Annotated in this window: 23 protein-coding genes; 9 read left to right on the top strand and 14 right to left on the bottom strand. The window is 60.4% G+C overall.

What is annotated here, in order from left to right; translation table 11 throughout:
- Window positions 1–37: 37 nt before the first annotated feature.
- The 13 genes from QM996_RS22870 to QM996_RS22810 form a co-directional block, all read right to left on the bottom strand.
- The gene (locus tag QM996_RS22870) at window positions 38–1,342 is read right to left on the bottom strand and encodes a DUF8689 domain-containing protein (protein ID WP_334198326.1); all 1,305 of its coding nucleotides are present in this window, start codon (window positions 1,340–1,342) and stop codon (window positions 38–40) included.
- 16 nt (window positions 1,343–1,358) lie between these two features.
- Window positions 1,359–2,303, bottom strand: a complete 945-nt coding sequence (locus QM996_RS22865) for a type II secretion system F family protein (RefSeq protein ID WP_334198325.1) — start codon at window positions 2,301–2,303, stop codon at window positions 1,359–1,361.
- Window positions 2,304–2,310: 7 nt separating this feature from the next.
- Window positions 2,311–3,264, bottom strand: coding sequence for a type II secretion system F family protein (locus QM996_RS22860; protein WP_334198324.1), 954 nt, complete (start codon window positions 3,262–3,264; stop codon window positions 2,311–2,313).
- Complete coding sequence (locus QM996_RS22855; protein ID WP_334198323.1) at window positions 3,261–4,709, bottom strand: TadA family conjugal transfer-associated ATPase; 1,449 nt, start codon at window positions 4,707–4,709, stop codon at window positions 3,261–3,263. The genes QM996_RS22860 and QM996_RS22855 overlap by 4 nt, the downstream gene beginning before the upstream one ends.
- A gap of 19 nt (window positions 4,710–4,728) precedes the next feature.
- Window positions 4,729–5,340 (bottom strand): L,D-transpeptidase, encoded by a 612-nt coding sequence (locus QM996_RS22850; RefSeq protein ID WP_334198322.1) that lies wholly within the window; start codon window positions 5,338–5,340, stop codon window positions 4,729–4,731.
- A complete protein-coding gene (locus QM996_RS22845) occupies window positions 5,337–6,479 on the bottom strand; it encodes a pilus assembly protein (RefSeq protein ID WP_334198321.1) in 1,143 nt (380 codons plus the stop codon). The genes QM996_RS22850 and QM996_RS22845 overlap by 4 nt, the downstream gene beginning before the upstream one ends.
- A 28-nt stretch (window positions 6,480–6,507) precedes the next feature.
- Window positions 6,508–7,149, bottom strand: a complete 642-nt coding sequence (locus QM996_RS22840) for a TadE/TadG family type IV pilus assembly protein (RefSeq protein ID WP_334198320.1) — start codon at window positions 7,147–7,149, stop codon at window positions 6,508–6,510.
- Window positions 7,143–7,616 (bottom strand): TadE/TadG family type IV pilus assembly protein, encoded by a 474-nt coding sequence (locus QM996_RS22835; RefSeq protein WP_334198770.1) that lies wholly within the window; start codon window positions 7,614–7,616, stop codon window positions 7,143–7,145. The genes QM996_RS22840 and QM996_RS22835 overlap by 7 nt, the downstream gene beginning before the upstream one ends.
- A complete protein-coding gene (locus tag QM996_RS22830; RefSeq protein ID WP_334198319.1) occupies window positions 7,616–9,238 on the bottom strand; it encodes a TadE/TadG family type IV pilus assembly protein in 1,623 nt (540 codons plus the stop codon). Before QM996_RS22830 ends, QM996_RS22835 begins: the two co-directional genes overlap by 1 nt.
- A 100-nt stretch (window positions 9,239–9,338) precedes the next feature.
- Window positions 9,339–9,668, bottom strand: coding sequence for a pilus assembly protein (locus tag QM996_RS22825; RefSeq protein WP_334198318.1), 330 nt, complete (start codon window positions 9,666–9,668; stop codon window positions 9,339–9,341).
- Entirely contained in the window at window positions 9,649–11,121 is a 1,473-nt protein-coding gene (locus tag QM996_RS22820) for a type II and III secretion system protein family protein (protein ID WP_334198317.1), read from the bottom strand. Before QM996_RS22820 ends, QM996_RS22825 begins: the two co-directional genes overlap by 20 nt.
- Before the next feature lie 76 nt (window positions 11,122–11,197).
- Complete coding sequence (gene cpaB, locus QM996_RS22815; protein WP_334198316.1) at window positions 11,198–12,199, bottom strand: Flp pilus assembly protein CpaB; 1,002 nt, start codon at window positions 12,197–12,199, stop codon at window positions 11,198–11,200.
- Window positions 12,200–12,303: 104 nt separating this feature from the next.
- Window positions 12,304–12,498, bottom strand: a complete 195-nt coding sequence (locus QM996_RS22810) for a Flp family type IVb pilin (protein ID WP_173518464.1) — start codon at window positions 12,496–12,498, stop codon at window positions 12,304–12,306.
- Window positions 12,499–12,831: 333 nt separating this feature from the next.
- On the opposite strand from QM996_RS22810, the gene QM996_RS22805 reads away from it, so the two are divergent.
- On the top strand, window positions 12,832–13,353 hold the full coding sequence (locus QM996_RS22805) for a prepilin peptidase (protein ID WP_334198315.1): 522 nt from the start codon (window positions 12,832–12,834) through the stop codon (window positions 13,351–13,353).
- 61 nt (window positions 13,354–13,414) lie between these two features.
- Here the strand turns inward: QM996_RS22805 and QM996_RS22800 are convergent, their stop codons facing one another.
- On the bottom strand, window positions 13,415–14,197 hold the full coding sequence (locus QM996_RS22800) for a ferritin-like domain-containing protein (protein ID WP_500270479.1): 783 nt from the start codon (window positions 14,195–14,197) through the stop codon (window positions 13,415–13,417).
- 244 nt (window positions 14,198–14,441) lie between these two features.
- Between QM996_RS22800 and QM996_RS22795 the strand changes: the two genes are divergently transcribed.
- The 8 genes from QM996_RS22795 to QM996_RS22760 all read left to right on the top strand — a co-directional run bounded on the left by QM996_RS22795 (window position 14,442) and on the right by QM996_RS22760 (window position 23,926).
- On the top strand, window positions 14,442–16,718 hold the full coding sequence (locus tag QM996_RS22795; RefSeq protein ID WP_334198313.1) for a 4Fe-4S binding protein: 2,277 nt from the start codon (window positions 14,442–14,444) through the stop codon (window positions 16,716–16,718).
- A gap of 24 nt (window positions 16,719–16,742) precedes the next feature.
- The gene (gene nosZ, locus QM996_RS22790; protein ID WP_334198312.1) at window positions 16,743–18,656 is read left to right on the top strand and encodes a TAT-dependent nitrous-oxide reductase; all 1,914 of its coding nucleotides are present in this window, start codon (window positions 16,743–16,745) and stop codon (window positions 18,654–18,656) included.
- The gene (locus tag QM996_RS22785) at window positions 18,656–20,020 is read left to right on the top strand and encodes a nitrous oxide reductase family maturation protein NosD (RefSeq protein ID WP_500270528.1); all 1,365 of its coding nucleotides are present in this window, start codon (window positions 18,656–18,658) and stop codon (window positions 20,018–20,020) included. The genes nosZ and QM996_RS22785 overlap by 1 nt, the downstream gene beginning before the upstream one ends.
- Window positions 20,021–20,022: 2 nt before the next feature.
- On the top strand, window positions 20,023–20,940 hold the full coding sequence (locus QM996_RS22780; RefSeq protein WP_334198311.1) for an ABC transporter ATP-binding protein: 918 nt from the start codon (window positions 20,023–20,025) through the stop codon (window positions 20,938–20,940).
- A complete protein-coding gene (locus QM996_RS22775) occupies window positions 20,940–21,767 on the top strand; it encodes an ABC transporter permease (RefSeq protein WP_334198310.1) in 828 nt (275 codons plus the stop codon). The genes QM996_RS22780 and QM996_RS22775 overlap by 1 nt, the downstream gene beginning before the upstream one ends.
- A complete protein-coding gene (locus QM996_RS22770; RefSeq protein WP_500270478.1) occupies window positions 21,764–22,312 on the top strand; it encodes a nitrous oxide reductase accessory protein NosL in 549 nt (182 codons plus the stop codon). Before QM996_RS22775 ends, QM996_RS22770 begins: the two co-directional genes overlap by 4 nt.
- Window positions 22,313–22,430: 118 nt before the next feature.
- Window positions 22,431–23,276, top strand: coding sequence for an FAD:protein FMN transferase (locus tag QM996_RS22765; protein ID WP_500270477.1), 846 nt, complete (start codon window positions 22,431–22,433; stop codon window positions 23,274–23,276).
- Between the two features lie 275 nt (window positions 23,277–23,551).
- Window positions 23,552–23,926 carry a VOC family protein gene (locus tag QM996_RS22760; protein ID WP_334198308.1) on the top strand — a complete coding sequence of 125 codons (375 nt, stop codon included), beginning with the start codon at window positions 23,552–23,554 and terminating at the stop codon, window positions 23,924–23,926.
- Window positions 23,927–24,142 lie beyond the last annotated feature (216 nt).

The raw sequence follows: 24,142 nt of genomic DNA, 5'->3' as shown, positions 1-24,142 counted from the left end.
GCATTACCCCCTGCCGGTAACGGCTCAGTCTTCCGCCTCAATCCAATGTGAACACCCCTCCCCAAGCCCGCTCAAGCATCTCCAGCGACGCGACCTTGGGCAGGTCGTTAAACTCGCAATAAGAGGAGATAAAATCCAGGAGGTATTTAGGGTGGTAACAGGACGCCAGCGTATCCCCTCGGTACTTCCGCTCATAGAAAACGTGCAAATCATCACGCGCCAAGTTTATCGCGACCGAGCGGGCATAGGACTCGAAGATGCGAACATATTCATCCCGCGACGGGTTATTCACATATATCTTATATTTGAGGCGTCGCAGGCCGGCTTCATCGGAAAGCTCCCGGGGCGGAATGTTGGTCGAAAAGACGACCAGCTCGTCGAAGGGCACCTTGAACTTCTTGCCGGTATGCAATGTCAGAAAGTCGTAGCCACGCTCGAGCGGCACGATCCAGCGGTTGATGAGCGCTTGCGGCCGGTCCTGCTGGCGCCCGAAATCATCGATGATGAAGACCCCACCCGAAGCCTTCAGGTGCACCGGCGCTTCGTAGACGTTGGATCCCGGGTTGTGGGTCAGGTCAAGCAGCTCGAGCGTGAGTTCGCCGCCCGTCTTGATGACCGGCCGCCGGCATTCCACCCACCGTTGATCCGCCTTCGGATGCGGTCTGGCCGTCGGCTCTCGCACGGCCTGATGTGTCGCCTCGTCATAGAAACTGATGACGTAGCCGCCGACCTCGATAGCATAGGGCACCCAGATCGTCTGGATGAAAAGTTCGGAGGTCCGCTCGGCAATACTCGTCTTACCGTTGCCCGGCGGACCGTAGAAAAGGATGGAACGGCCCGAATTGACCGCCGGTCCCAGCTTCTCGACCAATGCCGGCGACAACACCAGCCCGTCCAGGCTCCGGACAAGCCGCTCGGAAGTGACGCGTTCGTGATGGATCGACTGTACGCCGATCTGGCGACAGAAGGCGTCGAGTGACACGGGAGCCGGACCGATATACTCGGACTGTCGCTGGGCCGCCTGCGCATATTCCAAGCCCTTTGCCGAAAGGGCATAGCGGATGTCGGACTTGACGTCGTCCCCCGCTAATCCCCGCGCTTCGAGACAGGACAGCTTCACCAATTCCTTGATGAGAAGGTTGGTCAGCACCTTCGAAAGCTTCATCCGGTCGGAAAGATGCGAGGCTGTAACCGTGTCCTGCTCGGTTGCACATTTAGCGGCAAGCCGCAACAGGAAGGACAGTTCCAGTCCGGTCTCTTCGATGCTCAACGGCACCACCGGCATTCGTGGGTCGAGCGCGAGTGCAAAGTCCTCACGGTCCTGGCTGGGCGAATATTGCATGGAGTCTCACTCCTACCTATCCACCGGCGCGGAGCCCGGAGAGAAGGTTGATGACGCGAATGACGATGGGGACGAGTACGATGATGAGACTGACGGGAAAGAGGAAGGCGCCGAGCGGTAACAGCATCTTGATCGGCAGGGCATTGGCCTTCTCCTCGGCCCGCACGATCCTAACATCACGCATTTCCTTGCTGTAGACACGCAACGTCTGGGTAACGCTCGTTCCAAGCTCTTCCGATTGGCGGAAGAGCACGGCGAGCGCGCGCGCTTCGTCAATCCGTAAACGCGTCGCGAGATTCGCGAGAGCCTCGCGCAAGCGTCGGCCACCGCGGACCTCCAGCATCATGATTGAAAGGTGCAGACCAAAATCCTGCCGCTTCTGGACGAACTCCCGGGCGACGCGGTTCGCTGCCGCCTCCAGGCTCATGCCGGCGTCCAGACAGACGATCAACATATCCATGAAGTCGGGGAACAGCCGCCGGTATTCCCGCTCCTTGGCGTCACCGCGCCGGTCGATGTAGATGTTCACCAGTACGAAGGTGGCGCCGGTCGCGATCATCGCGACCAGCAGAATTGCCGCCCTGGACATCTGTGGGAGGAAGCGGTCCATGGACCAGGCCGCAGCGACCATGACCGCGCCGCAAACAACCGCGCGCACGACCTGGAACACGGTGACGGCGTTTGCGCCGAAATATCCGGCTCGGATCAGCCGGTTCTGGGTGGAGTTGGCATTCTGATCCCGCCGCGTGATTTCGAAATAGCGGCGGATCAGTCGGTTCTCGGCCTCGCCGAGATCGACAAACGTACCGTCGCCGAGTTGAAGATCGTCGGCACTTGGCTTTGTGGTCGTCTCCGACAACCGGACGCCAACCTCGCGTCTGCGAAACATCAGCTCCGACGTAACGGCGGAAAAAATCAGAACCGCGAAAAAGACGACGATGTAGATTCCGTACTCGCCCATGGCGACCTCAGTATTCGAAGTTGATCATCTTGTAGAGAATGATATTGCCGACTGCCATGATGGAGATGAGCACGATGACAATGGTCGTGCCGTGACCGCTCGCCCAAACCGTGTCGAAGTAAGTTGGCGCAAGCGCCTTGATCATTGCGTAGAGAAGGAACGGATAGACCGACATGAAAATCGCGGTGATACGCCCTTCCGACGAAATCGCTTTGACCTTGGCTTTCAGCATCGTGCGATCACGCAGGGTCTTCGAAAGATTGTGAAGGATTTCGACCAGATTCCCACCCGTGCCCGCCTGCACGCTCAAGGCAATTGCCAGCAGGTTCAGGTCTTCCGCCCCGACACGGTGACTGAGGTTGACGAGGGCATCGTCCAAGGTGGTGCCATAGGTCAGCTCATCAGAGAGCAGACCAAATTCCGTTCCGACCGGATCTGGCATTTCGCGCGCTACAAGGGAAATTGCGGCCGGCAGCGGATGACCTGCAGATAGACTGCGATTGGCAACGTCGAGTGCCTCGGGAAGCTTGAGGGTAAACTTGCGAATCCGGTTGGCCCGAATGCGCCAGACGGCAATGATGGGGACGAGCAGGCAGGTTAGCACGAAGACGGGAATCCGGACCAGGATACTCGGTATGAGGAATTGAGCGGCCAACCAGACCAGTACCGCGCCGACGATTCCGTAGAGCGCAAAACGCTTCGCGTCGAACTTGATACCGGACTGAGCATAGAATTGCCGGGCGCGCTGAACCAGCGGCATGGATCGCCAATCTTCGTCGGCGCTGCGCTCCTTCAGCATCGCGCGGTAAGTCTTGAGGTGGTCCTCGCTCGCATCGAGTAGGCTTAGCCGATGATTGACGGCGCGTTGCCGCTCGGACTTCCGGAAGTAGCTGCGCATCAGCGCCTCGACGGAAACCAGCGCAGCGATGAAGACCGCAGCGTAGAGGAGCAGCAAGGTCATGGTTCAATCGCCCCCGTTTGCAACGGTTTTCCCGGATCGAAGATTGCCGCGGGGATCACGATCCCGAGCTCCGCGAATTCCTCGACGAAGCGGGGTCGAAGGCCGGTCGCCCGAAATTCGCCGTGGATGCGGCCGTTATCGTCGGTAGCCGTTCGCCTGAACCGCATGATTTCCTGCATCTGCACGACTTCGCCCTCCATGCCGGTGATCTCGGAAATCGACACCACTTTGCGGCTGCCGTCGCTCAGGCGCTGGACCTGAACAATGATGGTGATCGCCGAGGCGATCTGCGAGCGGATGCTGAGCTGCGACATGGGCATGCCCGCCATGCCGACCATCTGCTCAAGGCGGCCGACGGCGTCGCGCGGCGTGTTGGCGTGAATGGTCGTCATCGAGCCTTCGTGGCCGGTGTTCATCGCCTGCAGCATGTCGAAGGCCTCTTCGCCGCGCACTTCGCCGACGATGATGCGATCGGGCCGCATGCGCAGGGCATTCTTGAGGAGTTCGCGCTGGCGCACTTCGTTACGGCCATCGAGCGTCGGCGGCCTCGTTTCCAGCCGTCCGACATGCGGCTGCTGCAGCTGCAATTCGGCCGCGTCTTCGATGGTGATCAGGCGCTCCTTGGCCGAGATCTGCGACGACAGGGCGTTGAGCAGGGTCGTCTTGCCCGAGCCGGTGCCGCCGGAGACGACCATCGACACCCGGCCTTTCACAGCGGCGCTCAGCAGAATCCGCATGGCGTTCGCCATGGCGCCATTCTCGACCAGGCGCTCCAGCGTCAGCGGCTTGCGCGTGAACTTGCGGATCGAGACGAGCGGCCCGTCGACTGAGATTGGTCTGATGGCGACGTTGACACGAGATCCATCCTTCAATCGTGCATCGACCAGCGGCGTCGATTCATCGACGCGTCGTCCGACCGCGGAGACGATCTTGTTGATCACCCTCAGCAGGTGATCTTCGTCCTTGAAACGCACCGCGGTGCTTTCGAGCTTGCCACGCCTTTCGACATAAACGCTGTTGTAGCCGTTGATCAGGATATCGGCGATCGAGTCATCGGCAAGCAAGGGCTCAATCGGCCCCAGTCCGAGCATCTCGTCGGTGATATCGCGGATCAGGTCGTTGATTTCCTTGGCATTAAGCGGGAAATTGTTGCGCCGAATGTAGTCCTTGACGAGCGGCCTGATCTCGGTGGCGATTTCCTCTTCGTCCATCGTGTCGAGAATGCCGAGGTTGATGCGATCGAGAAGATGGCGGTGCAGATTGACGCGCTCCGCAACCATGTCGAGCCCCAGAGACTCCTCCAGCCTGGCGCTAGCCGCGGCGCCGGCAGCCTCGGGATCGGGCACGACGGCAGCTTCGGCAACCGGCATCTGAGAGGGTTCAGCGGCTTCCTTCAGCTCCTCATCCCGCTGCTTGTAGAAACGTCCAATGAACCCGGTTGCCATTGCTTCCTACCTTCTTCGACTATTTGACGATCACCGTTGCTCCGACCGTCACCCGCTCGTAGAGATCGATGATGTCGGCATTGCTCATGCGGAAACAGCCTGAGGACGCGAACTGCCCGACCGTGGACTGCTCGTTCGTTCCGTGAATGCGATAAAGCGTGTCGGCGCTCCCCCGGTAGAGATAGATGCCGCGGGCGCCCAATGGGTTGAACGGACCAGGAGGCACAAGCGCCGGCAGTTCCGGTGCCCGCGCCTTCATCTCGGCTGGCGGTCGCCAATCAGGCCATTCGGCTTTTCGTCCCACCTTCACAACGCCGCTCCAACGGAAACCGTCGCGGCCGACGCCGATCCGATAACGGATCGCGCGGTTGCCTGAAATGACCAGATCGAGCGTCCGCTGCTGACTGCCGACCACGATCGTGCCAGCCGGATATTTGTTCTCGATCGTTACGATCGTGCTCGTTTTCGGCCCGAGACTGCGCGGCACCGTCCCGCCCGCCAATGCTCCGGTCGCAGCCGCCGCAAGCGCCAGCGCACTCAAGAGCAACACGGCCCACGTATATCGGGCATGACCGAAGCCGGCGCTGCTTCGGTCCTCCGATCCACTGCTGCCGTGGAGGAGTTCCCTCATCTGACGAGAGCTCCGAGCTTGCCGACGGCGCCACAGAAGGGCGAGCGCGAATTGACCTCGTTGGGAAGAACGCCGCGGTTCACCGCCTCGCTCAGCGTGTCCCAGTCATAGGGGATGATCTGCGCGTGCGTATCCTTGAACACTTTGTCCACCTGCTCGCGACGCACCCCGAGGCTGAAGAGCCTGGTATGATACTTGTTGATGACCACCTGGATCGTGTCGGCACTGCCGCGCTGCCGTACAAGGTCGACGTATAGATCCTTGGCCTGATGAAGCGCCGGGATCGTCATTTCGGTGACAATGGAAACACTGTTGACCGAGGCCAGCACATCGCTCTTCCAGGGCGTTTCGTAGTAAGGCACATCGATCACCAGGTGATCGCTCTCGAAGGCTGCAACATCCAGCATGCGTAGCACCAACTCGGTCCCTTTCGCCTCCAACAGCACCGATGGCTGCTTGAACGACAGCAGTGTGAAGCCGCCGGCATGGCGCTTGCGCACGAGATCGATGAATTCGAGATCGACACGCGCCGGATTGGCGATGACGGTCTTCAGATCGTAGTCGTTGAGAAGGTTGAGATAGTAACCGAGCGATCCGGACGAGAAATCCAGATCGAACAGACCGACACGCGGCGTGACGCCTTTCGTCGGCTGCGCCAACAGATGGGCAAGCGACGAGGAGATGACACTCGCCCCGGCGCCGCCGACGGCAGCAACGACGGCATGAACCCGGCTCTCGTTGCCGCCGACGCCTGGCGCATGGGTCGAGATCATCTCGATCAGTGCACGGCGCTCGAGCGGCTTCTTCAGCCAGTCGTCACCGTTCAGCCGAAACAGCGGTCGCATCAATTCATCCGACAGAAGCTCGGAAACGATCACCATCGGAATATTGCGATGACTGGCACGAAACGCGAAAATCTCCGGGCGGCAGAGCATGTCGCCACAATCGACGTCGAGCACGATCAGATTGAACTGTGTCGGATCGACTCGTCCCGCCTCGCCAAGCGCGCTCAGCGCCATGTGGCGCGCTTCGTAACGCGACAGCGACCCGAACGTATCGAGCATGAGACTCGCCGCCGCCGCATCGTCAGAAAGAACGAGAATCTTGGTGGTCGTTGCAAAATTCATATGTGCGGTCATCTCGCACCCCCACGCAATATTGAAGGGCTCAGCAGCTTGAACATGTCTCGAGGTCTTCCGTCGTCAGTGTGACCGGATGAGCGGGAACTCCGATCTGATCCAATCCAAGCAGATGGCCAAGAAGTGGCAGGTCGAATGTAACGCCGCGCACTTCCAGCCGCATGGTCAGCACCGGTCCGTTCGGCCGCCCCCAGTAACCGAGCCCCGAACGCTGATAGGTCACCACCAGATTTGCCGGCTGGATCCGCCAATTGAGATCGCAGATGCCCGGGTTCGGATCACCCGCCACCCCGCAGGCACCATCGCTTCCCATAACGATCCGGTTCAGTTCTGCGCTGCAGTTCCCGCTCACTGCCGGATCGGTCGAGCCCGGCCAGCAGGTCGACGATATCGTCGAGTCGTTCGGCGTCGCGTCGCCGTTGTTCAGCGGGTCGGCTGCGTCGGTCGGGAAAACATCGGCGAAGTCAATGGTCAAAGGATCGGAGACTGCGGCGAGGCGGGCACCAAATTGCAGGGCCTTCACCGTCTGGTTCCATTGCGACATGGCGTAACCGAACTCGACAAAGGCCGAAATCGCCAGAAGGACGAGCGGCAGCGTTATCAGGCCTTCGGTGAGTGTCACACCGTGCTCATCCTGCCAGAATGAAACGGGCATTCGTCGCTTTACCATCCCATGTACCTCTCTTCATGAGAGGATCTGATGGTGATTTGATCGATGCCGAGCCAGGAAAAGACCGGCGAACTCTGATAGACATGCGAGGTCTGCACCGTGATCGTGCCATCGGCATCGACGGGAACGATCGTGATGTCGGCAGCATCAGGCCCCCAGCCGCGAACGCGCAAGGCAGCGTTCGCGGCGGGGCTCTGCGTCCCGTAGAATGCGATCATCTTTGCGGTTACCGCATTGCATGTCGGGTCATAGGTCCCGGAATCGGGCCGGCACCTCGCTAGATAGCGGCCCGCATCTCTCAGGCCGGCGTCAATCTGCATTCGTTCCCAGAAAAGGTTGCCGAATTCGAGAACACCGGCGGCGAACAGCGTGATGAAAGGCACGGCAACCAGCGCTTCGGTCAGCACGGCGCCGTCATCTCTCGACCAGAAGCCGCGATCGGAGAGGAATTTTCGGAGCGCGATCATCATCGAACCAGCTCCGCTTCTTCGCGCAGGAATTCGTCGAGAGTGCCACGCCCGCCCTTGCCGGTGATGTCGATCATCTCCAGGGAAAGATACCGTTCGCCGCCGTCCGTGATCGCGGGTTTGGTCAGGAACATACGAGCGAAGGCGACCGCCTGAGTGGCCTTATGGCCGTTCAGATGGCCGACCGACGCCTCATAGCCGCAATTGACGATTGCGGAAAAGATCTCGCGGCGATCGCCATATTCGTCCGAGGTATAGTTCGACAATGCCGGCCCCGAATAGCACTGGCCGCCCGTTGTCGGTGTACCCTTTTCTCCATTCGCCGAAGCATGGCTGATCAGCGACGGGTTGTTGAGTTCGTAGCGATAGACATCGTAGGCAGAGGGCTGGCTCGGGGCCGAGGCGCCATTACCAGGATAGCTCGAGTGGTTGCTGAGGATTGCGGTGACGGACGGCGCCGTGCCACCCTGCGCGACATTCCAATAGGCGGCGTAGTTCCAATTGTTGCCACTGCTGATCTTGCCCCCGCCCATCGAGGTCATCATCGCACCGTAACCAAGCGGCACCGCCTTGGTGACGTCTCCAACCGCGCTTCCGGCCATAACCGGGTTATAGTCGCCGCAGATCTTGCTGGCACCACCCGTCTGATTCTGCGCTGAACGCACATTGTCGGACGGTCTGTACCGACCGTCGTTGCTTACACTCTTGAATGATCCTGAATACAAACCGAAGCGGGTGTTCACGCCGGCTTCCACCGGTCCCGCCTTTGCGCCGGTTTCGGTATCGAGGCTGTCCTTCGTGTAGCATGTGCCCGGATTGCCTGTTGCAAGAGCCTCGGCGAGCACGGATGCGCCATTTCCGAGCGGCGTGCGAAGGAAGCCGAAATTGCCCGGCCCCGGATTGGACGAAGACGTGCTGTGAAGCTCGATCTGGACCCCATAGAGGTCGCCGGCCGCAAATTTGTCGTGCAACGCCTCCGCCGCCTGCTCGCTTGCGGCCGCACTGGTGTTACCGGCAGGCTCGTAAGGGTTGCAGATGAAGATCGGTGTCACGTCACAGGCGCTGACCCGGTAGGCTGCGACCGCGTCAGCGGACACATTAATGGTATCGCGATTGAGACCGACAGGCACCGGGAAGATGGTCTGCATCGCCTGGTCCTTGGCCCTTACCCAGGTGTAACCGGCCTCGTTCGGATCCGTTGTGACCATCGCCTCGGTAATCGGATCGTCGTCGTCTCCAGCGAAAGTGCCGTCACCAGGAATGCCTTTCAGAAATTTGACCGTCACCGTGCTGGCTGCATCGTTCCCCGCATCGTAGGAGACGGTGATGTACGACCCCATCGACATCCCGGTGCCGCCGTCACCGAAGGCTGCGGTGTTGGCAAGCTTTTCGATCGCCGCCTCGGCACGAGCGATCGCGTCGTCCCGGCCGTCGAGTTCACGCGCTCCTGTCAGCGCCATGGCATCGACCGCGTTCTGAAGGTCGGTATGAAGATTGGCGCTGCGGCCGACATCAATGACGAAAAGAGAGACGCCAAGCAGCAGTGGCATGGCAATGAGCGTCAACGCGATGACGTAGCCCCGATGATCGTTCCAGAAGCGTCTGATTGCCCTGTTCAACATTGGCATGCCCCATTGATCGCGGCGGCTTACCGTCGTGACGCGTTGTTTCTATTGAATTCCTTTCAAGGCCCTCGCTGCCTATCTGCTGCCAGGATCACGTTCACTTTCCAGCGCTGCTGTTGCCGTTCGCCCCCATGGGCGGCGTCGCCGTCGGTAGGATCACCGCCGTTGGCATCGCTGCGCCAGCACTCGGGCCGGAGCCGTTATAGTTCCGCATGACCTTACTGATCGTCTTGCCGTCGGTGGCGATATGCGTGTTTTGCGCCACCCGCGGGAAGGGATCCTGAGTATGGATCCCTTTATTGGCTTCAACAGCGTTTCCAAGCCCGAATGTGATACTGTCACGGTGGTTCAAATAGTCGGCGCAGCCGGAAATGAGGCTCGTTGCGGCAAGAGCCAAGAGGACGTGCTTACTTCTTCGCAACTGCAAGTGCGCCTCCCGTGTCGAGGTCGAGCCTGTGGCCATAGGGCCCGGTGATGCCTTCGCCATTGCGGAAGCGACGGAGCATGTCCTTGTCCACTTCCATGACGCCGAGCGCGAAAAGCTCGACATCATTGGATGAACGCGTCTGGTCCAGCGGACTATAGAGCGCCTCACCAGGGGCCGCCGGCCGCACGATGTGCGGGGTCACGACAATGACAAGATCGGATTCGCGCTTCAGGAAGCTGGTTGAACGGAAGAGTGCACCGATCACCGGAAGCTGGCCCAGGCCCGGGAGCTGTTGGATATCCTTGGAGTTGATCGATTGCAGCAATCCGGCCATGGCGAAGCTCTGGCCATCGCGCAATGCCACGGTCGTCTTGGCCGCACGCGAAATGAAGCCCGGATTGCCGTTGACGTTGATAGATGTATCGATTTCAGAGACTTCCGGCTCAACCCTCAAGCTGATCAGCCCGCCATCGAGGACGACAGGGGTAAAAGTCAATCGCACACCGAAGGGGCGGTAGTCGGTTTGCGTCGCAAGCGTCGCGCCATTGGCCACGGTCGTCTGGATCGGCACTTCGCCGCCTGCGTGAAAACTCGCGGTCTCGCCGCTCATGGCAATCAGGTTCGGTTGCGCGAGGCGACGCACCAGACCCTTTTGTTCGAGAGCATTGATGACCACGTCAATCTGGCCGCCGGAGATCTCGAGGACCTTGGCAATCAGCTGGCCGAAGGGCTGCATGCCAGTTGCCGCGCCCGCCGCATCTTCGAGGGTTCGAACCAGAGCGCCATCCTTTACCGCGATGCCCTGGCTGGTCGTCGCCTTGCCGATGCCATTCTTGCCCTGCCCTGACCAACCGATACCGAGGTCACGTCCGGTTTGACGGGAGGCCTCTATCACCCGAACTTCCAGCATAACCTGCTGAGAGTCGTTGACGCGCAATTGGTTGAGGACGGGCTGATCCGAATAGGACTGGGCGATTTCAAGCACTCGCTGCAACTCGGTGGCGTCGCGAACCATGCCCGTCAGGCGGATACGATCATTCGAATTGATCACCCGAACCTGTGACCCCGGCGAGGCGGAGCGGATCGCCGATGCCACCTCGCTGAAATCGCTGGCGACGCGGATGTCGATGACGCCGAGAAGCTTCTTGTCGTCACCATAGACAGAGATGTTGGTTGCCCCGGTCTTCTTGCCGCGGATAAAAAGCGACTTGTCGGAAAGTGGCACCACATCGATGAGTTCCGCGCTGCCAATCACGAGGTCTCCGAAAGGCTTGCCCGTCGCGATCGTGATCGTGTCGTTCGGTGGCAGCACAACCTGCTGAACCGACCCGCCGAGATTGATGAACTTCTCCTGCGCGTCCGCCGGCCCGACTAGGCCAGGCCCCCAAAGAGCGCAGGCCGAAAAAATCGCGGCCGTCGCCAGGAGGGCTCTGCATCTCGCAGCGTGCCTCATGTTTCCCCTCATTCCTGCCAAAGCCCCTCTCCTCGAAGCCGGCCCTGCACCGAATCGGAACAGGTTAAATCCCATGTTACTGGATCAGCCCCACCCGGTATTCTTCCCGTTTGTTCGCGCTCCAGACGCCGACCGTCGCCCACTTCGGCTCCGTGGGCAAGACCGGCGCGACATCACGCTCGACAATTTGCACCTGTTTTTCACCTACAGGTGCATTCATCTTGCTTTCGACGGAATTGATCCGGCCACCGAGGTCCTCGCCGACTTTGCGAACCATGCGTTCGATCGACTCGAATCGCCCATCGTCAGAACCTTGTACGAGTTCGGTGGCCACGGGGCCACCCCCCAGATCTGCGACGGTTACCGGTCGCGTCTGTTCGACAGAGGCCGAGGCGATATTGCGAAGTGCGAGCGAAAGCGTCCCGATATTGGCGCCAAGCGTCAAGCGCTGCGCCTCGTCGGTCGTCACTTCGAAAGTGACGGTCTTCACGACCGAGGGTTCGTCCTTGCGTTCGTCGGCTGTCTGGTCGACAGCGAGCACCTTCACCCCCTGCAAAAGGACGTCCACCGAGGTCTGCTCGTTGCCGCTCTTCGAATTGCGGATAACGCGGGTCAGAAGTACGTCGACCCGATCCGAGGGACGCACGAAGCCGGCGACGCCAAGCACATCGTTGACGCGGATGGAAACGGCCTTCATCCCTTGATCGAGAGCGGCCGAGAGGGTGGCGCGTTCACCTGCACCAGTGATCTTCGAAGCCAACACAGGTTCGCCTGGATCGATCGCCTCCATGGCATAACGCGCTTCTTCCTTGTCTCCAAGAACCGCTTGGATCGCATCAAAGGAGCCTTCCGGTCTCTCATCTGATGGCCAGGGAATGGTCTTCAAGTTCTCTGCCCGGACCCGGTCGCCGAAGCGCATGGGCTTCGCCGCGACGACGAGCGTTTTTTCCGTTTGTTTGACACCGCCACTCGCCGCAAGGCGGGCGCGCTCACCAGCGAGATAGGTGCGGGTAGCATAGACCGCCGCGAAAGCAAGAAAGAGGGCAACTACAAGGCTGATGATCGTTGAAGAGCGCATCGCCAATTCTCGCAAAGTTGAAAAGTACAACTATTCTGAAATTCTAATTTAGGGGGAGAGGAGTTAACAAACTCCCCTCCTCCTCGATAATGATGTTAAGTAGCTCAAGCCGGAGGAGACAAGCTCGTGGTCCACCAGTTGCCCCAGGCTTCCCAGGCATTACTAAGATTTGAGCCGGCTGCAGTTACTGCGGTGATCACACCGCCGACCAGCAGCGCGAGCAGAATAAGGTATTCAGTCAGCGCTACGCCGTCTTCTTCCCGCGAGAAAGCGCGGACTTTTGTCAAAAATGCTTTCATCGAGAATTACCTCCAACGCAATATTACTTCTGCGTGACCGCTTACTTCCCCGGTCCGCGCATGTCATCGAGACCGCCTCTCCGACTAAGATAATTAATAATCCCTTAATTATTATATCGTCAACTTCTAATACGATGCAGTATGGAGCATTCCTGTCTTATGGTTAAAATCAGAACCCCTTGTTTTTTAGGGGCGAATACAGGAGTAACCCACCAAACTGTGAAATCGTGTAATATTTCTTGAGATCTTCCGCCGCTAGGATTGTTGCGAAGTCTTTGGAAGAACTCGACAATCACAACGCAAAGAGCATCTGTCGTGCGAGCCGGGCAAAACATGATGGAAACAATCAACATAATTACTTTGGTAGCGGCCCTACTCCTTCTCTATGCCGCTTGGAGCGACTTCCAACGCTGGCGCATTCCGAACGGGGTTGTCCTCGCGCTCGTCGCCGTCTATGCGCTTGGCGCCACGGCCAGGCTCGCGACAACACAGGACACCGGCGCCGCGCTCTTCTCGCTCGACGGTATAGGTGGTGATGTCGGCGCGGGTCTGCTGCTCTTTGCACTTGGCGTCGCGCTCTGGGCCTTCCGGCTGTTTGGCGCCGGTGACGCCAAGCTTTTCCTGCCGATCGGCCTCTTCGTCGGCTGGCACGGCATGCTCCCCTTCGCTCTCTTCCTGCTGCTTGGCGGCATCGTGACCATGCTGGCCCTGAGGGTGCCCATGCCATTGGCATTTGCGCACTACGCCGTCGTCAGGCGCATCGAGGAGATCCGCGCAAGCCGCAAGATCCCCTACGGCGTCATCATGGTCTTCGCCACGCTCATCACGATGGTCCTCAGGCACCGCCAGGCTTAGACACGCGCGCCCGTCATCGCCATTCGGGGGTAATCCGATCTGGTATCATCGCAACGCCAGATCACATCTGGGGCGGCAAGCTCCGCAGGAACAGAAGGCACCGCACCAGTTGGGAGGCAGCGTCCTGGGCGAAGACAAGGATATTTTCGTCCTCTTCGCGCGCCATGAGATCGAGGTAACAGTCGAGCACGATGCCGCAAAGGACGGCTGGACGTTCGAACGCTGCCGGAGAAAACCCGTCGATATTGGGCCTGCAGACCACGCCAAGGTCGTAGCATCTCGCGAGACGCTCTCTCGCGTCATGCGCGAAGCGGGTTAGTTCCCTCAAACCCGCAATATCTCCCAAGCCCAGCAACTGCTCATGAAGACGCCGTTCGAGATCTTCAAGCGTCAACTCGGCGCCAGCCGAAGCAGCCTGACGCGCGCGATGAAAGGCTAGCCGCCGTTCGCGCCGCAAGGTCGCGATGTGGCCCAGTTCCTCGCCGGCCATCCTTTCGGCTGCCTGCCGGATCTCTGGCGAAGGAGCTCTCCCGGCAACGTAGCTCCAGAATTCGAAAGCGCGCTCTTCGTTTCTGACTGCGATCGAAAAAGCGCGATAGGCGCTTAAGGCCTCCGCCGGGATCAAATCGGCGCCTTCAGGGTCGAAGAGATCAGGCAGCGCCGAATCCCCGGCCGCTGTTCCGGCAGCTTCAATTCCGCTTACCCTGGACCAATTTGCGACCTCGGACAAATGCGATCGTTCCTCGGCGATCAGCCGTTCGAAGACCGGGACCAGCTCAGGTCGTCCCTCGGCGCTCATCCTGTTTCGCAGCGCCTCATATCCTTCGATCGCCTCCTGCTCCATGCGCGCGGCAGTTTGCATCAGGCCCTCCATGGTGTCCAGAACAGGCGGCTCTTCGGTCAGTTTGGGCATGAAGTCTCTCCGAAAATAACGTCCGCATTCTATGGAAATAAAAAAACCGTTGGTTGATCTGGCTCAACGATCAGGCCGTCTCCGGCGCTAACTTCCGCTCGAATTTCCTGTGTCGAAGATCGCGGCGCGGCGCAGGAACGGTGTGAGAGCGGCCGCTGCGCCAGATGGAATGCGAATGCTGAAGAACGTCCCCATCCGAAACCACGGTCTGGCCGGTTTTCTCGCGCTTTTCATCTCGGTCCTTGCCGTTGGGGGCCAGGCGTTCGCCGCCGGCCGCCTTTCCGAATACCTCGCCAAGGTTCAGCCGACGGAGCTCTTTGCCGGCGCCGACCGCTTTGGCGACCCCGTTGGCGAGCCCGCAATCGCGCCCGTCTACAAGGGGGCCGACATTGCCGGCTACGCCTATCTCAACTCCGATTTCACCAACTCGACCGGCTATTCGGGCAAGCCAATCCATATCATTGTCGGGATCGACAAGACTGGCGTGGTGCGTGGGCTGAAGTTGGTGGACCACAAGGAGCCGATCGTGCTGATCGGCATACCGGAAGCCCGCGTCGTCGAGGCGCTGAACTCGATCATCGGCCGCGACCTCTCGCACGTCGCCTCGGGTGCCGAGCGTCCGCCGCAGGTGGACATCGTCAGCGGCGCGACCGTTACCGTTCTGGTGATGGGCGATAGCGTGGTGCGCTCTTCCGTCAAGCTGGTGCGAAGCGGCAGGCTCGGCGACAAGGCCGCAGCAGCAGCAGCCAGCAGTGCTCCGGTTCGAAAGCTCGATCCCTCGCAACAGGAGGTCCGCGACTGGCAAGCCCTTCTCGGCGACGGCTCGATCCGCAGCCTTCGGCTCGACGTCGGTGAAGTATCGGAAGCTTTCCTGAGGGCCGGCCACAAGGATGCGGCCGAGAAGCCCGAAACAGCCGACCCCAAGGACCGCTTCATCGACCTCCATCTTGCACCCGTCAGCGTGCCCGCCATCGGCAAGAGCCTGCTTGGCCAAGAGGGTTATGCACGCCTTGCCAAGCGGCTGAAGCCCGGCCAGTCCGCCATTCTGGTCGCCGGTGACGGTGCCTATTCGTTCAAGGGATCAGGCTATGTGCGCGGCGGCATCTTCGACCGCATCGAACTGTTGCAGGACGGGCAAGGTCTGCGCTTTCGTGACCGCGACCACACACGGCTGATACAGATCGCCGCCGAAGGCGCGCCTCGCTTGCGCGAAATCGCCCTTTACATCATTCCCGACAACTTCACCTTCGACGTCACAGAGCCGTGGGAACTGCAACTTCTGGTCCAGCGCAGCACCGGCGTGCGCGACAAGGCCACCCTGCCCTACGATCTCGGATACACACTTCCCGAACGCTACCTGATCGTCGAGGCGGCGCCTGTCCAAGCGGCAGCCCAGCCCGCCGCCGCGCCCTCCGCGCAAGCCGCGGCGGGGGTTAAGCAGGTCGAGGGGGAACAGGTGCCGTTATGGGTCAGCATCTGGGAAATGAGCCGCGTTTCCGTCGTCATCACCTTTGCCGGACTGCTGGTACTGACCGCCATCTTCTTCTTCCAGAACTGGCTGGTCAGCAGGCCGAAACTCTTCGGCTGGATACGACGCGGCTATCTGCTCTTCGCCCTGGTCTGGTTGGGCTGGTATGCCAATGCACAGCTCTCCGTGGTCAATATTCTGACCTTCGTCAATTCACTGATCACCGGGTTTCACTGGGAGTTTTTCCTCTCCGCGCCGCTTATCTTCATTCTCTGGGCGGCCGTGGCGGCAGCGCTGCTGTTCTGGGGACGCGGCCCGTTTTGCGGCTGGCTCTGCCCGTTTGGCGCACTGCAGGAACTTACCAACGGCATAGCCAAATGGCTGAAGGTGCCGCAGGTCAAGCTGCCCTGGGGACTGCACGAGCGCCTCTGGCCGGTGAAATACATCATCTTCCTCGGGTTGTTCGGCCTGTCGCTCTACTCGGTGGCGCTGGCGGAGACCTTTGCCGAGATCGAGCCCTTCAAGACGGCGATCATCCTGAAGTTCGCGCGCGATTGGCCCTTCGTCCTCTTTGCCTTGACGCTGCTGGCTGCAGGTCTCTTCATCGAGCGTTTCTACTGCCGCTATCTCTGCCCGCTCGGCGCAGCACTCGCCATTCCCGGACGCATCCGCATGTTCGAATGGCTGAAGCGCTGGCCTGAATGCGGCTCGCCCTGCCAGCGCTGCGCCAAGGAATGTCCGGTGCAGTCGATCCATCCGGAAGGGCAGATCAACGTCAACGAGTGCATCTACTGCATGCACTGCCAGGAACTTTACCAGGACGACCAACGCTGCCCGCACATGATCCAGGTGCGGCTCAAGCGGGAGAAATTCATGGCGCTTTCCACCCCTGCATCGCGGGGACAGGCGCCGGCGAAAACCGTGGTTACCCACAAGGGCAAGCCGATCGGCGGCAAGGAAGAGGCCACAGGCGAGCCCGCCTGAAGCCATCATCAAAGGAGCAAAGACATGTCAGATCCCAACAATCCAACCGCCCTCAGCAGGCGCCAGCTTCTCGGCTCCACTGCCGCGGCGGCCGTCGCGGGTGCTGCGGCCGTCGGTGGCGCGGTTACGATTTCCACCGTTACGGCAGCACCGGCACTGGCAGCCGGTGGCCAGTCCATCGAAGTGAAGCCTGGTGAACTCGATGAATACTACGTCTTCTTCTCCGGCGGCCACAGCGGCGAGGTCCGCATCCTCGGCCTGCCGTCGATGCGTGAGCTGATGCGAATTCCGGTCTTCAACCGCGACAGCGCCACCGGCTGGGGCCAGACGAACGAGAGCCGCAAGATCCTGACGGAAGGGCTGCTGCCGGAGACCAAGGAATATCTGAAGGACAAGGGCGGCATCTACCTCAACGGCGACCTGCACCACCCGCACCCGTCCTTCACCGAGGGCACCTATGACGGGCGCTATCTCTTCGCGAACGACAAGGCCAATACGCGCGTCTGCCGCATTCGCCTCGACGTCATGAAGTGCGACAAGATCATCCAGTTGCCGAACCAGCACACGGTTCACGGTCTGCGCGTGCAGAAGTACCCGCGTACCGGCTACGTCTTCGCCAATGGCGAAGATCGTGTACCGATCCCGAACGATGGCTCGGTTCTCGACGACCACAAGCAGTATCACGCGATCTTTTCGGCGATCGACGGCGACACGATGAAGGTGGCATGGCAGGTCATGGTCGACGGCAATCTCGACAACGTCGACGCCGACTACCAGGGCAAATATGCCTTTGCCACCTGCTACAACTCCGAAGAAGGCGTGAACCTCGCCGAGATGATGGCGAAAGACCAGGATTGGATCGTCGTTTTTAACCTCAAGCGCATCGAGGAAGCGGTCGCGAAAGGCGATTTCAAGGAAATGGGCGGCGTTCCGGTTCTGGACGGCCGCAAGGGTTCCCCCTACACCCGCTACATTCCGGTTTCCAACGGCCCGCACGGCATGAACACTGCGCCGGACGGCATTCATATCGTCGCCAACGGCAAGTTGTCGCCAACCGTCACCGTCATGGACGTGCGTCTGTTCGACGACCTTTTCGACGACAAGATCAAGCCGCGCGATACGGTCGTCGCGGAACCGGAACTCGGGCTTGGACCGCTGCACACCGCCTATGACGGTCGGGGCAATTGCTACACGACGCTCTTCATCGACAGCCAGATCTGCAAGTGGAACCTTGAGGATGCAAGGCGCGCCTACAAGGGGGAAAAAGTCAATCCGATCCGCCAGAAGCTCGATGTGCAGTATCAGCCCGGCCACAACCACACGTCGATGGGGCAAACGAAGGAAGCTGATGGCAAGTGGCTGATTTCTCTGAATAAGTTCTCGAAGGACCGCTACCTGAACGTCGGCCCGCTGAAGCCCGAGAACGATCAGCTCATCGATATCTCGGGCGATGAAATGGTGCTGGTTCACGACAACCCGACGTTCGCCGAGCCGCATGACGCGACAATCGTTCACAACTCGAAGATCAACCCGGTCAGCATCTGGAGCCGCGACGACAGCTTCTTTGCCGATGCGGTGGCCCAGGCAAAAGCCGACAACATCGACCTGCTCGTCGATTCCGAGGTGATCCGTGACGGTAACAAGGTTCGCGTCTACATGACGTCGGCCGCGCCCGCCTTCGGGCTCGAGAGCTTCACGGTGAAGCAGGGCGACGAGGTAACCGTCTACGTCACCAATATCGACGAGGTGGAAGACCTCACGCATGGCTTCTCGATCATCAACTACGGCATCAACATGGAAGTTGCGCCGCAGGCGACGGCCTCTGTGACCTTCACCGCCGATAAGCCGGGCGTGTGGTGGTATTATTGCTCCTGGTTCTGCCACGCCATGCACATGGAGATGAAGGGCCGGATGTTCGTGGAGCCGAAGAAGGCATGATGCGTCTCCACGAGGCGGTAATGCTCGGGATGGCGGCAGTCGCCGCCATCCCGGCAATGGCTGAGGCGGAGACAATCCGCCTCTCGCCTGCTACCGCGCCAGCCCTCCAGCAAGCGATCGATGCTGCCAAGCCCGGCGATGAACTGGTGCTGGAGAACGGAGAGTTTTACGGCCCGATCACGATCGCGACACCTGTGACGCTCAGCGGCGAGCCCGGCGCTGCAATCAAAGGCAACGGCAAGGGTAGCGTCGTCACCATCACCGCCGAAGACGTGGTCTTCAGCGGCATTGCCGTCTCGGGATCGGGCAGCTCTCTCGAAGACATGAATTCGGGCGTCTTCGTTGCGCAAACCGCCAAGCGGGCGATCGTCGAGAAGAACCGGATCGAGGGCAATCTTTACGGTATCTATCTGCACGGCGCCGAGAACTCGATAGCACGCGACAACGTCATCATCGGCACCGGGGAAGGCCGGTTGAGCGAAACCGGCAACGGCGTGACGCTGTGGAATGCGCCGGGCGCACGCGTGACCGGAAACGATATCAGCTTCGGGCGCGATGGCATCGCGACCAACGCCAGCAAGCGTAACGTCTTCAGTGGCAACCGCTTCAGCAATCTGCGTTTTGCCATCCATTACATGTACACCGACGATAGCGAGATCCGCGACAACATCTCCACCGGCAACTCGGTCGGCTATGCCATCATGTTCTCCAGTCGGTTGAAAATCACCGGCAACGTCTCCGATGGCGACCGCGACCACGGTCTGCTTCTGAACTATGCCAACGGTTCAACCATCACCGGCAACATCGTCAAAGGACGCCTGCAACCCGCCTCGCGCTGGGACGAGCGCGGCGTCCGGTCTCAGGAGCACGGCATTCCAGCGGCCGACGGCGATGCCGTCGAAGACAGGACGGGTATGCGTCCCGGTCCGGACAAGTGCGTCTTCATCTACAACGCCAACAAGAATCGCCTGCGGGACAACCTGTTCGAGGGCTGCGCGATCGGTATCCATTTCACCGCCGGTTCTGAAAGCAACAAGCTGAGCGGCAACGCCTTCGTCGGCAACCGCAACCAGGTGAAGTATGTCGGCGCCCGCTATCTCGACTGGTCCGAGGACGGACGTGGCAATTACTGGAGCGACAACCCGGCCTTCGACCTCGATGGCGACGGCATCTCCGACAACGCCTACCGGCCCAACGATCTGATCGATCGGGTGCTCTGGACGGCACCGCAGGCGCGCGTGCTGACCAGCAGCCCTGCCGTTCAGGTCGTACGCTGGGCCCAGGCGCGGTTTCCCGCACTTCTGCCCGGCGGCGTCACCGACAGCCATCCGTTGATGGCGATGCCGCCACGAAAGGAACAATGACCATGACCTCTACCGTTAGTGTCAAAGGGGTTTCCAAAAGATACGGCGGCAAGGTGGATGCCCTGCGTGCGCTTTCCTTCACCCTCGACGAGGGCGAGACCGTCGCGCTCGTCGGCCACAATGGCGCCGGCAAGACGACGCTGATCAAGCTGCTGCTCGGGCTTATCCGCCCGACATCCGGCGAGGTGCGTGTCCTCGGCGAAGATCCGGCAAAGGGCGATTTCGCTGTCCGCAGGGCGCTTGGCTATCTTCCGGAAAGCGTATCCTTCCATATGGCGCTGACGGGGCGCGAAACGCTCTCCTTCTACGCGCGCCTGAAGCGCGTGGATATCAAATGCGCAGACGGGCTCTTCGAGCGCGTCGGGCTTGCTATCAGCGCCGCCGACCGCCCCATCCGCACCTATTCCAAGGGCATGCGGCAAAGACTTGGGCTGGCGCAGGCGCTGTTGGGTACACCAAAAGTGCTGTTTCTCGACGAACCGACGAGCGGCCTCGATCCGGCGCTACGGCGCAATTTCTATACTCTTATCGATGAACTGCGCGCTGGCGGAACGACGATCCTCCTGTCCTCGCATGCGCTTGGGGAACTCGAAGATCGCGCCGGGCGGGTGATCATCGTCAACCGCGGCTCGCAGATCGCTGATGGAACCATCGACGACCTCAGGCGGATCGCCAGCCTGCCGTCCCGAATCCGGATCCGACCGGTCTCTGACGAAAGGCCCGGCCTTCTCAATGATCCCTGCGTCCGATGGACGGAAGCGGGCGACGGCAGCCTGGAGGCCGAAGTGGCCCATTCCGAAAGACTTCCTTTGTTGCACCGCCTCAGCGACGCGGCCTCCGGGATCGACACCCTGACGATGATGGAGCCGACACTCGACGACCTCTACGCGCATTTCCTGAACAGCCAGGAGGCGGTATAATGCACAACATCCTGATTATCGCGGCAAAGGAAGTTCGCGAGGGCATGCGCAATCGCTGGGTACTTGCGACGACGTTGGTCCTCGCCGCCCTTGCGCTGACCCTGACCTTCCTTGGAAGCGCGCCCACCGGCAATGTCGGCGCGAGCCGCCTGGACGTGGTGATCGTCAGCCTTTCGAGCCTGACAATCTTTCTGGTACCGCTGATCGCCCTTCTGATTTCGCACGATGCCATCGTCGGCGAAGTCGAACGCGGCACCATGCTGCTGCTACTCGGCTATCCCATTGGACGCGGCCAGATCGTGCTCGGCAAATTCCTCGGCCATATCGCCATACTGTGCTTCGCAACCTTTTGCGGCTATGGCGCAGCCGCCATTGCACTGGCCTTGATGGGCGGGGCAACGGACGTACAAAGCTGGCTCGCTTTCGTTTCCATGACCGGGTCGTCCGTCCTGCTTGGCGCGGTCTTCATCGCAATCGGCTATTTCGTGAGTGCGAGTGCGGGCGAGCGCAGCACTGCTGGCGGCATCGCCATCGGCCTCTGGCTTTTCTTCGTGCTGATCTACGACATGGCACTGCTGGGTGGGCTCGTGGCAGTGCAAGGCCGTTCACTGCCGGATGGCCTGCTCGATTTCCTGCTGCTTGCCAATCCGACCGATGCCTATCGGCTTCTCAATCTCGGCAGCGGCGGCGCTGCCGCGCTTTCCGGCATGGGCGGTGTCGCCAAGAACTCGATCCTTACAGGTGAGGTCCTGCTCGCAGCGCTTTGTGCCTGGACAGCCGCGCCGCTCGCTCTTGCCACTCTGCTTTTCTCCAGGAGGGATATTTGAAACCCATCCGCTTCGCTCTCACCGTCGCAGCATCGCTGCTGCTTATTGCCTGCGAAAACAAGGAGCAGGCCGAGATGCCTGCGCCCTACACCCTCACCCAGGATGCCATGGGCCGCTATTGTGGCATGAACGTCCTGGAACATGCCGGCCCCAAAGGCCAGATCATCCTTGAGAAGATACCGGAAGCGATATGGTTCTCGTCGGCGCGCGACACCGTCGCCTTCACCATGTTGCCGGACGAGCCCAAGGAAATCGCCGCCATCTATGTATCCGACATGGGCAAGGCGCCGAGCTGGGAAGAACCCGGCGCCGATAACTGGATTGACGCGCGCAAGGCGGTTTTTGTCATCGACAGCCGGCTTAGGGGCGGCATGGGCGCCGAAGAAGCGGTTCCTTTCTCCTCACTGGAAGCTGCAAAGGCCTTCATTGCCAAGAATGGTGGTCGCATCGTGCGTTTCGCCGATCTTCCCGAAAGCTACATCCTGGGCGCAGGTGAAGAGAGCGACGACAATGCCACAGCACCGAGAGAACACGACCATGGATAAGCCCGTCGACCGCCGGCGTTTCATCACGATCATGGCTGCTTTCGCCGGCTTGCCGCTGCTGCGGGGAAAAGGGTGGGCGGCGCTGCCGGCAGAGCCTGTCGTCTGGCACGGTCAGGCTATGGGCGCGCCGGCCACACTCGTACTCAATCATCAAGACCGAGCGCAAGCCCAGGCGCTGATTACCCGGGTGGTGGCAGAGGTTCGGCGCCTGGAGGATATCTTCAGCCTTTACCGTGACGATTCGGCCCTTAGCCAACTGAATCGCCTTGGCGCCCTTGCGGCCCCGCCGACGGAGCTTGTGGAGCTCCTCGAGATATCCGGGCGTTTTCACGATCTCACCGCCGGCCGCTTCGAACCCGCGATACAGCCACTTTGGGCGCTTTACGCTCGGCACTTCGCGAAGCCTGATGCCGATCCTGCCGGACCATCATATGGCGAGGTGCGCGAAGCGCTGGCCTTGGCCGATTTTGCGCAAGTGCGCATCGACCGCAATCGCATCGCTTTCTCCCGACGAGGCATGGCGTTGACGCTCAACGGCATCGCCCAAGGCTACGTCACTGATCGCGTGGTCGGTCTGTTGCGTGAGGCCGGCGTTACCAGCAGCCTCGTCGACATGGGCGAGAACCGCGCCATCGGTTCAAGGGCCGATGGGCAACCTTGGCGCATCGGCCTTGCCGAATTTGGGGATGCGAATGATGTCGACGCGACCCTGGATATCACCGACCGCGCGGTCGCGACGTCGTCAGGGCGAGGGTTCCAATTCGACGCCGAAGGCCGTTTCAGCCACATTCTGGACCCGCGAAGCGGCGCCACCGCGAAGCGCTACGCCCGCGTTTCGGTCGTTGCGCCGGAGGCTTCGACCGCTGATGCCCTTTCGACGGCGTTTTCGCTGATGGCGCCTGATGAGATCGATCCGCTGCTGAAGCAGCAGACCTCGGTCGATATACATCTCAGAAGCCGTTGATGTCGCCTCACCGGCGGAAGCGAGCTGACCGGACGAAAGTCTCACGCCGGAGCCTACCGGATATAGGGAGCCTGGCGCTTTGAACGCGAACGACGGTCGATTAGACCGCCGATTATCGATCTGGCGCCTTTGGGCTCTCTGCCTCCGCTCCTTGCGATTGATCGCCCATACATGCCATCTAGGTCCCATGCAAATTGGCCGGGAAGGACCGATATGCAGCACGAGCAGCACTGCGGGCCTATGGTCGGGCAGGCTGGTACATGTCAGGAGAACTTATGTTTGACCACGTCAAATTCGGCGTCAGGGACTTTGCAGTGAGCAAGGCCTTCTACCTTAGAGCACTCGAGCCACTCGGTGTGACCATCATTGCGGAAGGCGAACCTTCCTACGGTGTCGAACTCAGTGCAAAGGGCAAGGCTTCATTGTGCCTGCACCAGACCGAGGAGACGCCGGCCCATCTTCACATCGCTTTCGCAGCCGACAGCAGGCAGCAAGTCGACGCTTTTTATCGCGCGGCTCTCGAAGCGGGTGGCAAGGACAACGGTGCGCCTGGTCTGCGCCCGCGCTACCACGCGAACTACTATGCGGCTTTCGTGCTTTGCCCGGACGGGCACAACATCGAAGCGGTTTGTCACGAACCTGACGCCTGACGGAGCCGGTCGAACGTCTCTACAGGCGCAGGCCCTCCGTCGACGCGGAGGGCCGTCTGATCGCACCTACTGAACCGCGGCGGTTCCATAGACGAGGTTCGGAAGCCACCAGCGAGAGCTGCGGAAACATGCTGAGCATGACCAGAAGTGTGCATTCTTTATTCTTGACTACTTCTTAAGTTGTGGGAGTTTATATTTTCTCGGTCCTATTGCGTC

It is taken from the genome of Sinorhizobium chiapasense, from assembly GCF_045277575.1.
GTDB classification, from domain to species: domain Bacteria; phylum Pseudomonadota; class Alphaproteobacteria; order Rhizobiales; family Rhizobiaceae; genus Ensifer; species Ensifer chiapasense_A.
This window is presented reverse-complemented; position numbering and strand designations above follow the sequence as displayed.

Coding starts and splice junctions, on each gene's coding strand:
- QM996_RS22870 (WP_334198326.1), bottom strand. CDS start 1,342: ATGCAATATTCGCCCAGCCAGGACCGTGAGGACTTTGCACTCGCGCTC.
- QM996_RS22865 (WP_334198325.1), bottom strand. CDS start 2,303: ATGGGCGAGTACGGAATCTACATCGTCGTCTTTTTCGCGGTTCTGATT.
- QM996_RS22860 (WP_334198324.1), bottom strand. CDS start 3,264: ATGACCTTGCTGCTCCTCTACGCTGCGGTCTTCATCGCTGCGCTGGTT.
- QM996_RS22855 (WP_334198323.1), bottom strand. CDS start 4,709: ATGGCAACCGGGTTCATTGGACGTTTCTACAAGCAGCGGGATGAGGAG.
- QM996_RS22850 (WP_334198322.1), bottom strand. CDS start 5,340: ATGAGGGAACTCCTCCACGGCAGCAGTGGATCGGAGGACCGAAGCAGC.
- QM996_RS22845 (WP_334198321.1), bottom strand. CDS start 6,479: ATGACCGCACATATGAATTTTGCAACGACCACCAAGATTCTCGTTCTT.
- QM996_RS22840 (WP_334198320.1), bottom strand. CDS start 7,149: ATGGTAAAGCGACGAATGCCCGTTTCATTCTGGCAGGATGAGCACGGT.
- QM996_RS22835 (WP_334198770.1), bottom strand. CDS start 7,616: ATGATCGCGCTCCGAAAATTCCTCTCCGATCGCGGCTTCTGGTCGAGA.
- QM996_RS22830 (WP_334198319.1), bottom strand. CDS start 9,238: ATGTTGAACAGGGCAATCAGACGCTTCTGGAACGATCATCGGGGCTAC.
- QM996_RS22820 (WP_334198317.1), bottom strand. CDS start 11,121: ATGAGGCACGCTGCGAGATGCAGAGCCCTCCTGGCGACGGCCGCGATT.
- cpaB (WP_334198316.1), bottom strand. CDS start 12,199: ATGCGCTCTTCAACGATCATCAGCCTTGTAGTTGCCCTCTTTCTTGCT.
- QM996_RS22810 (WP_173518464.1), bottom strand. CDS start 12,498: ATGAAAGCATTTTTGACAAAAGTCCGCGCTTTCTCGCGGGAAGAAGAC.
- QM996_RS22805 (WP_334198315.1), top strand. CDS start 12,832: ATGATGGAAACAATCAACATAATTACTTTGGTAGCGGCCCTACTCCTT.
- QM996_RS22800 (WP_500270479.1), bottom strand. CDS start 14,197: ATGGAGCAGGAGGCGATCGAAGGATATGAGGCGCTGCGAAACAGGATG.
- QM996_RS22795 (WP_334198313.1), top strand. CDS start 14,442: ATGCTGAAGAACGTCCCCATCCGAAACCACGGTCTGGCCGGTTTTCTC.
- nosZ (WP_334198312.1), top strand. CDS start 16,743: ATGTCAGATCCCAACAATCCAACCGCCCTCAGCAGGCGCCAGCTTCTC.
- QM996_RS22785 (WP_500270528.1), top strand. CDS start 18,656: ATGCGTCTCCACGAGGCGGTAATGCTCGGGATGGCGGCAGTCGCCGCC.
- QM996_RS22780 (WP_334198311.1), top strand. CDS start 20,023: ATGACCTCTACCGTTAGTGTCAAAGGGGTTTCCAAAAGATACGGCGGC.
- QM996_RS22775 (WP_334198310.1), top strand. CDS start 20,940: ATGCACAACATCCTGATTATCGCGGCAAAGGAAGTTCGCGAGGGCATG.
- QM996_RS22765 (WP_500270477.1), top strand. CDS start 22,431: ATGGGCGCGCCGGCCACACTCGTACTCAATCATCAAGACCGAGCGCAA.
- QM996_RS22760 (WP_334198308.1), top strand. CDS start 23,552: ATGTTTGACCACGTCAAATTCGGCGTCAGGGACTTTGCAGTGAGCAAG.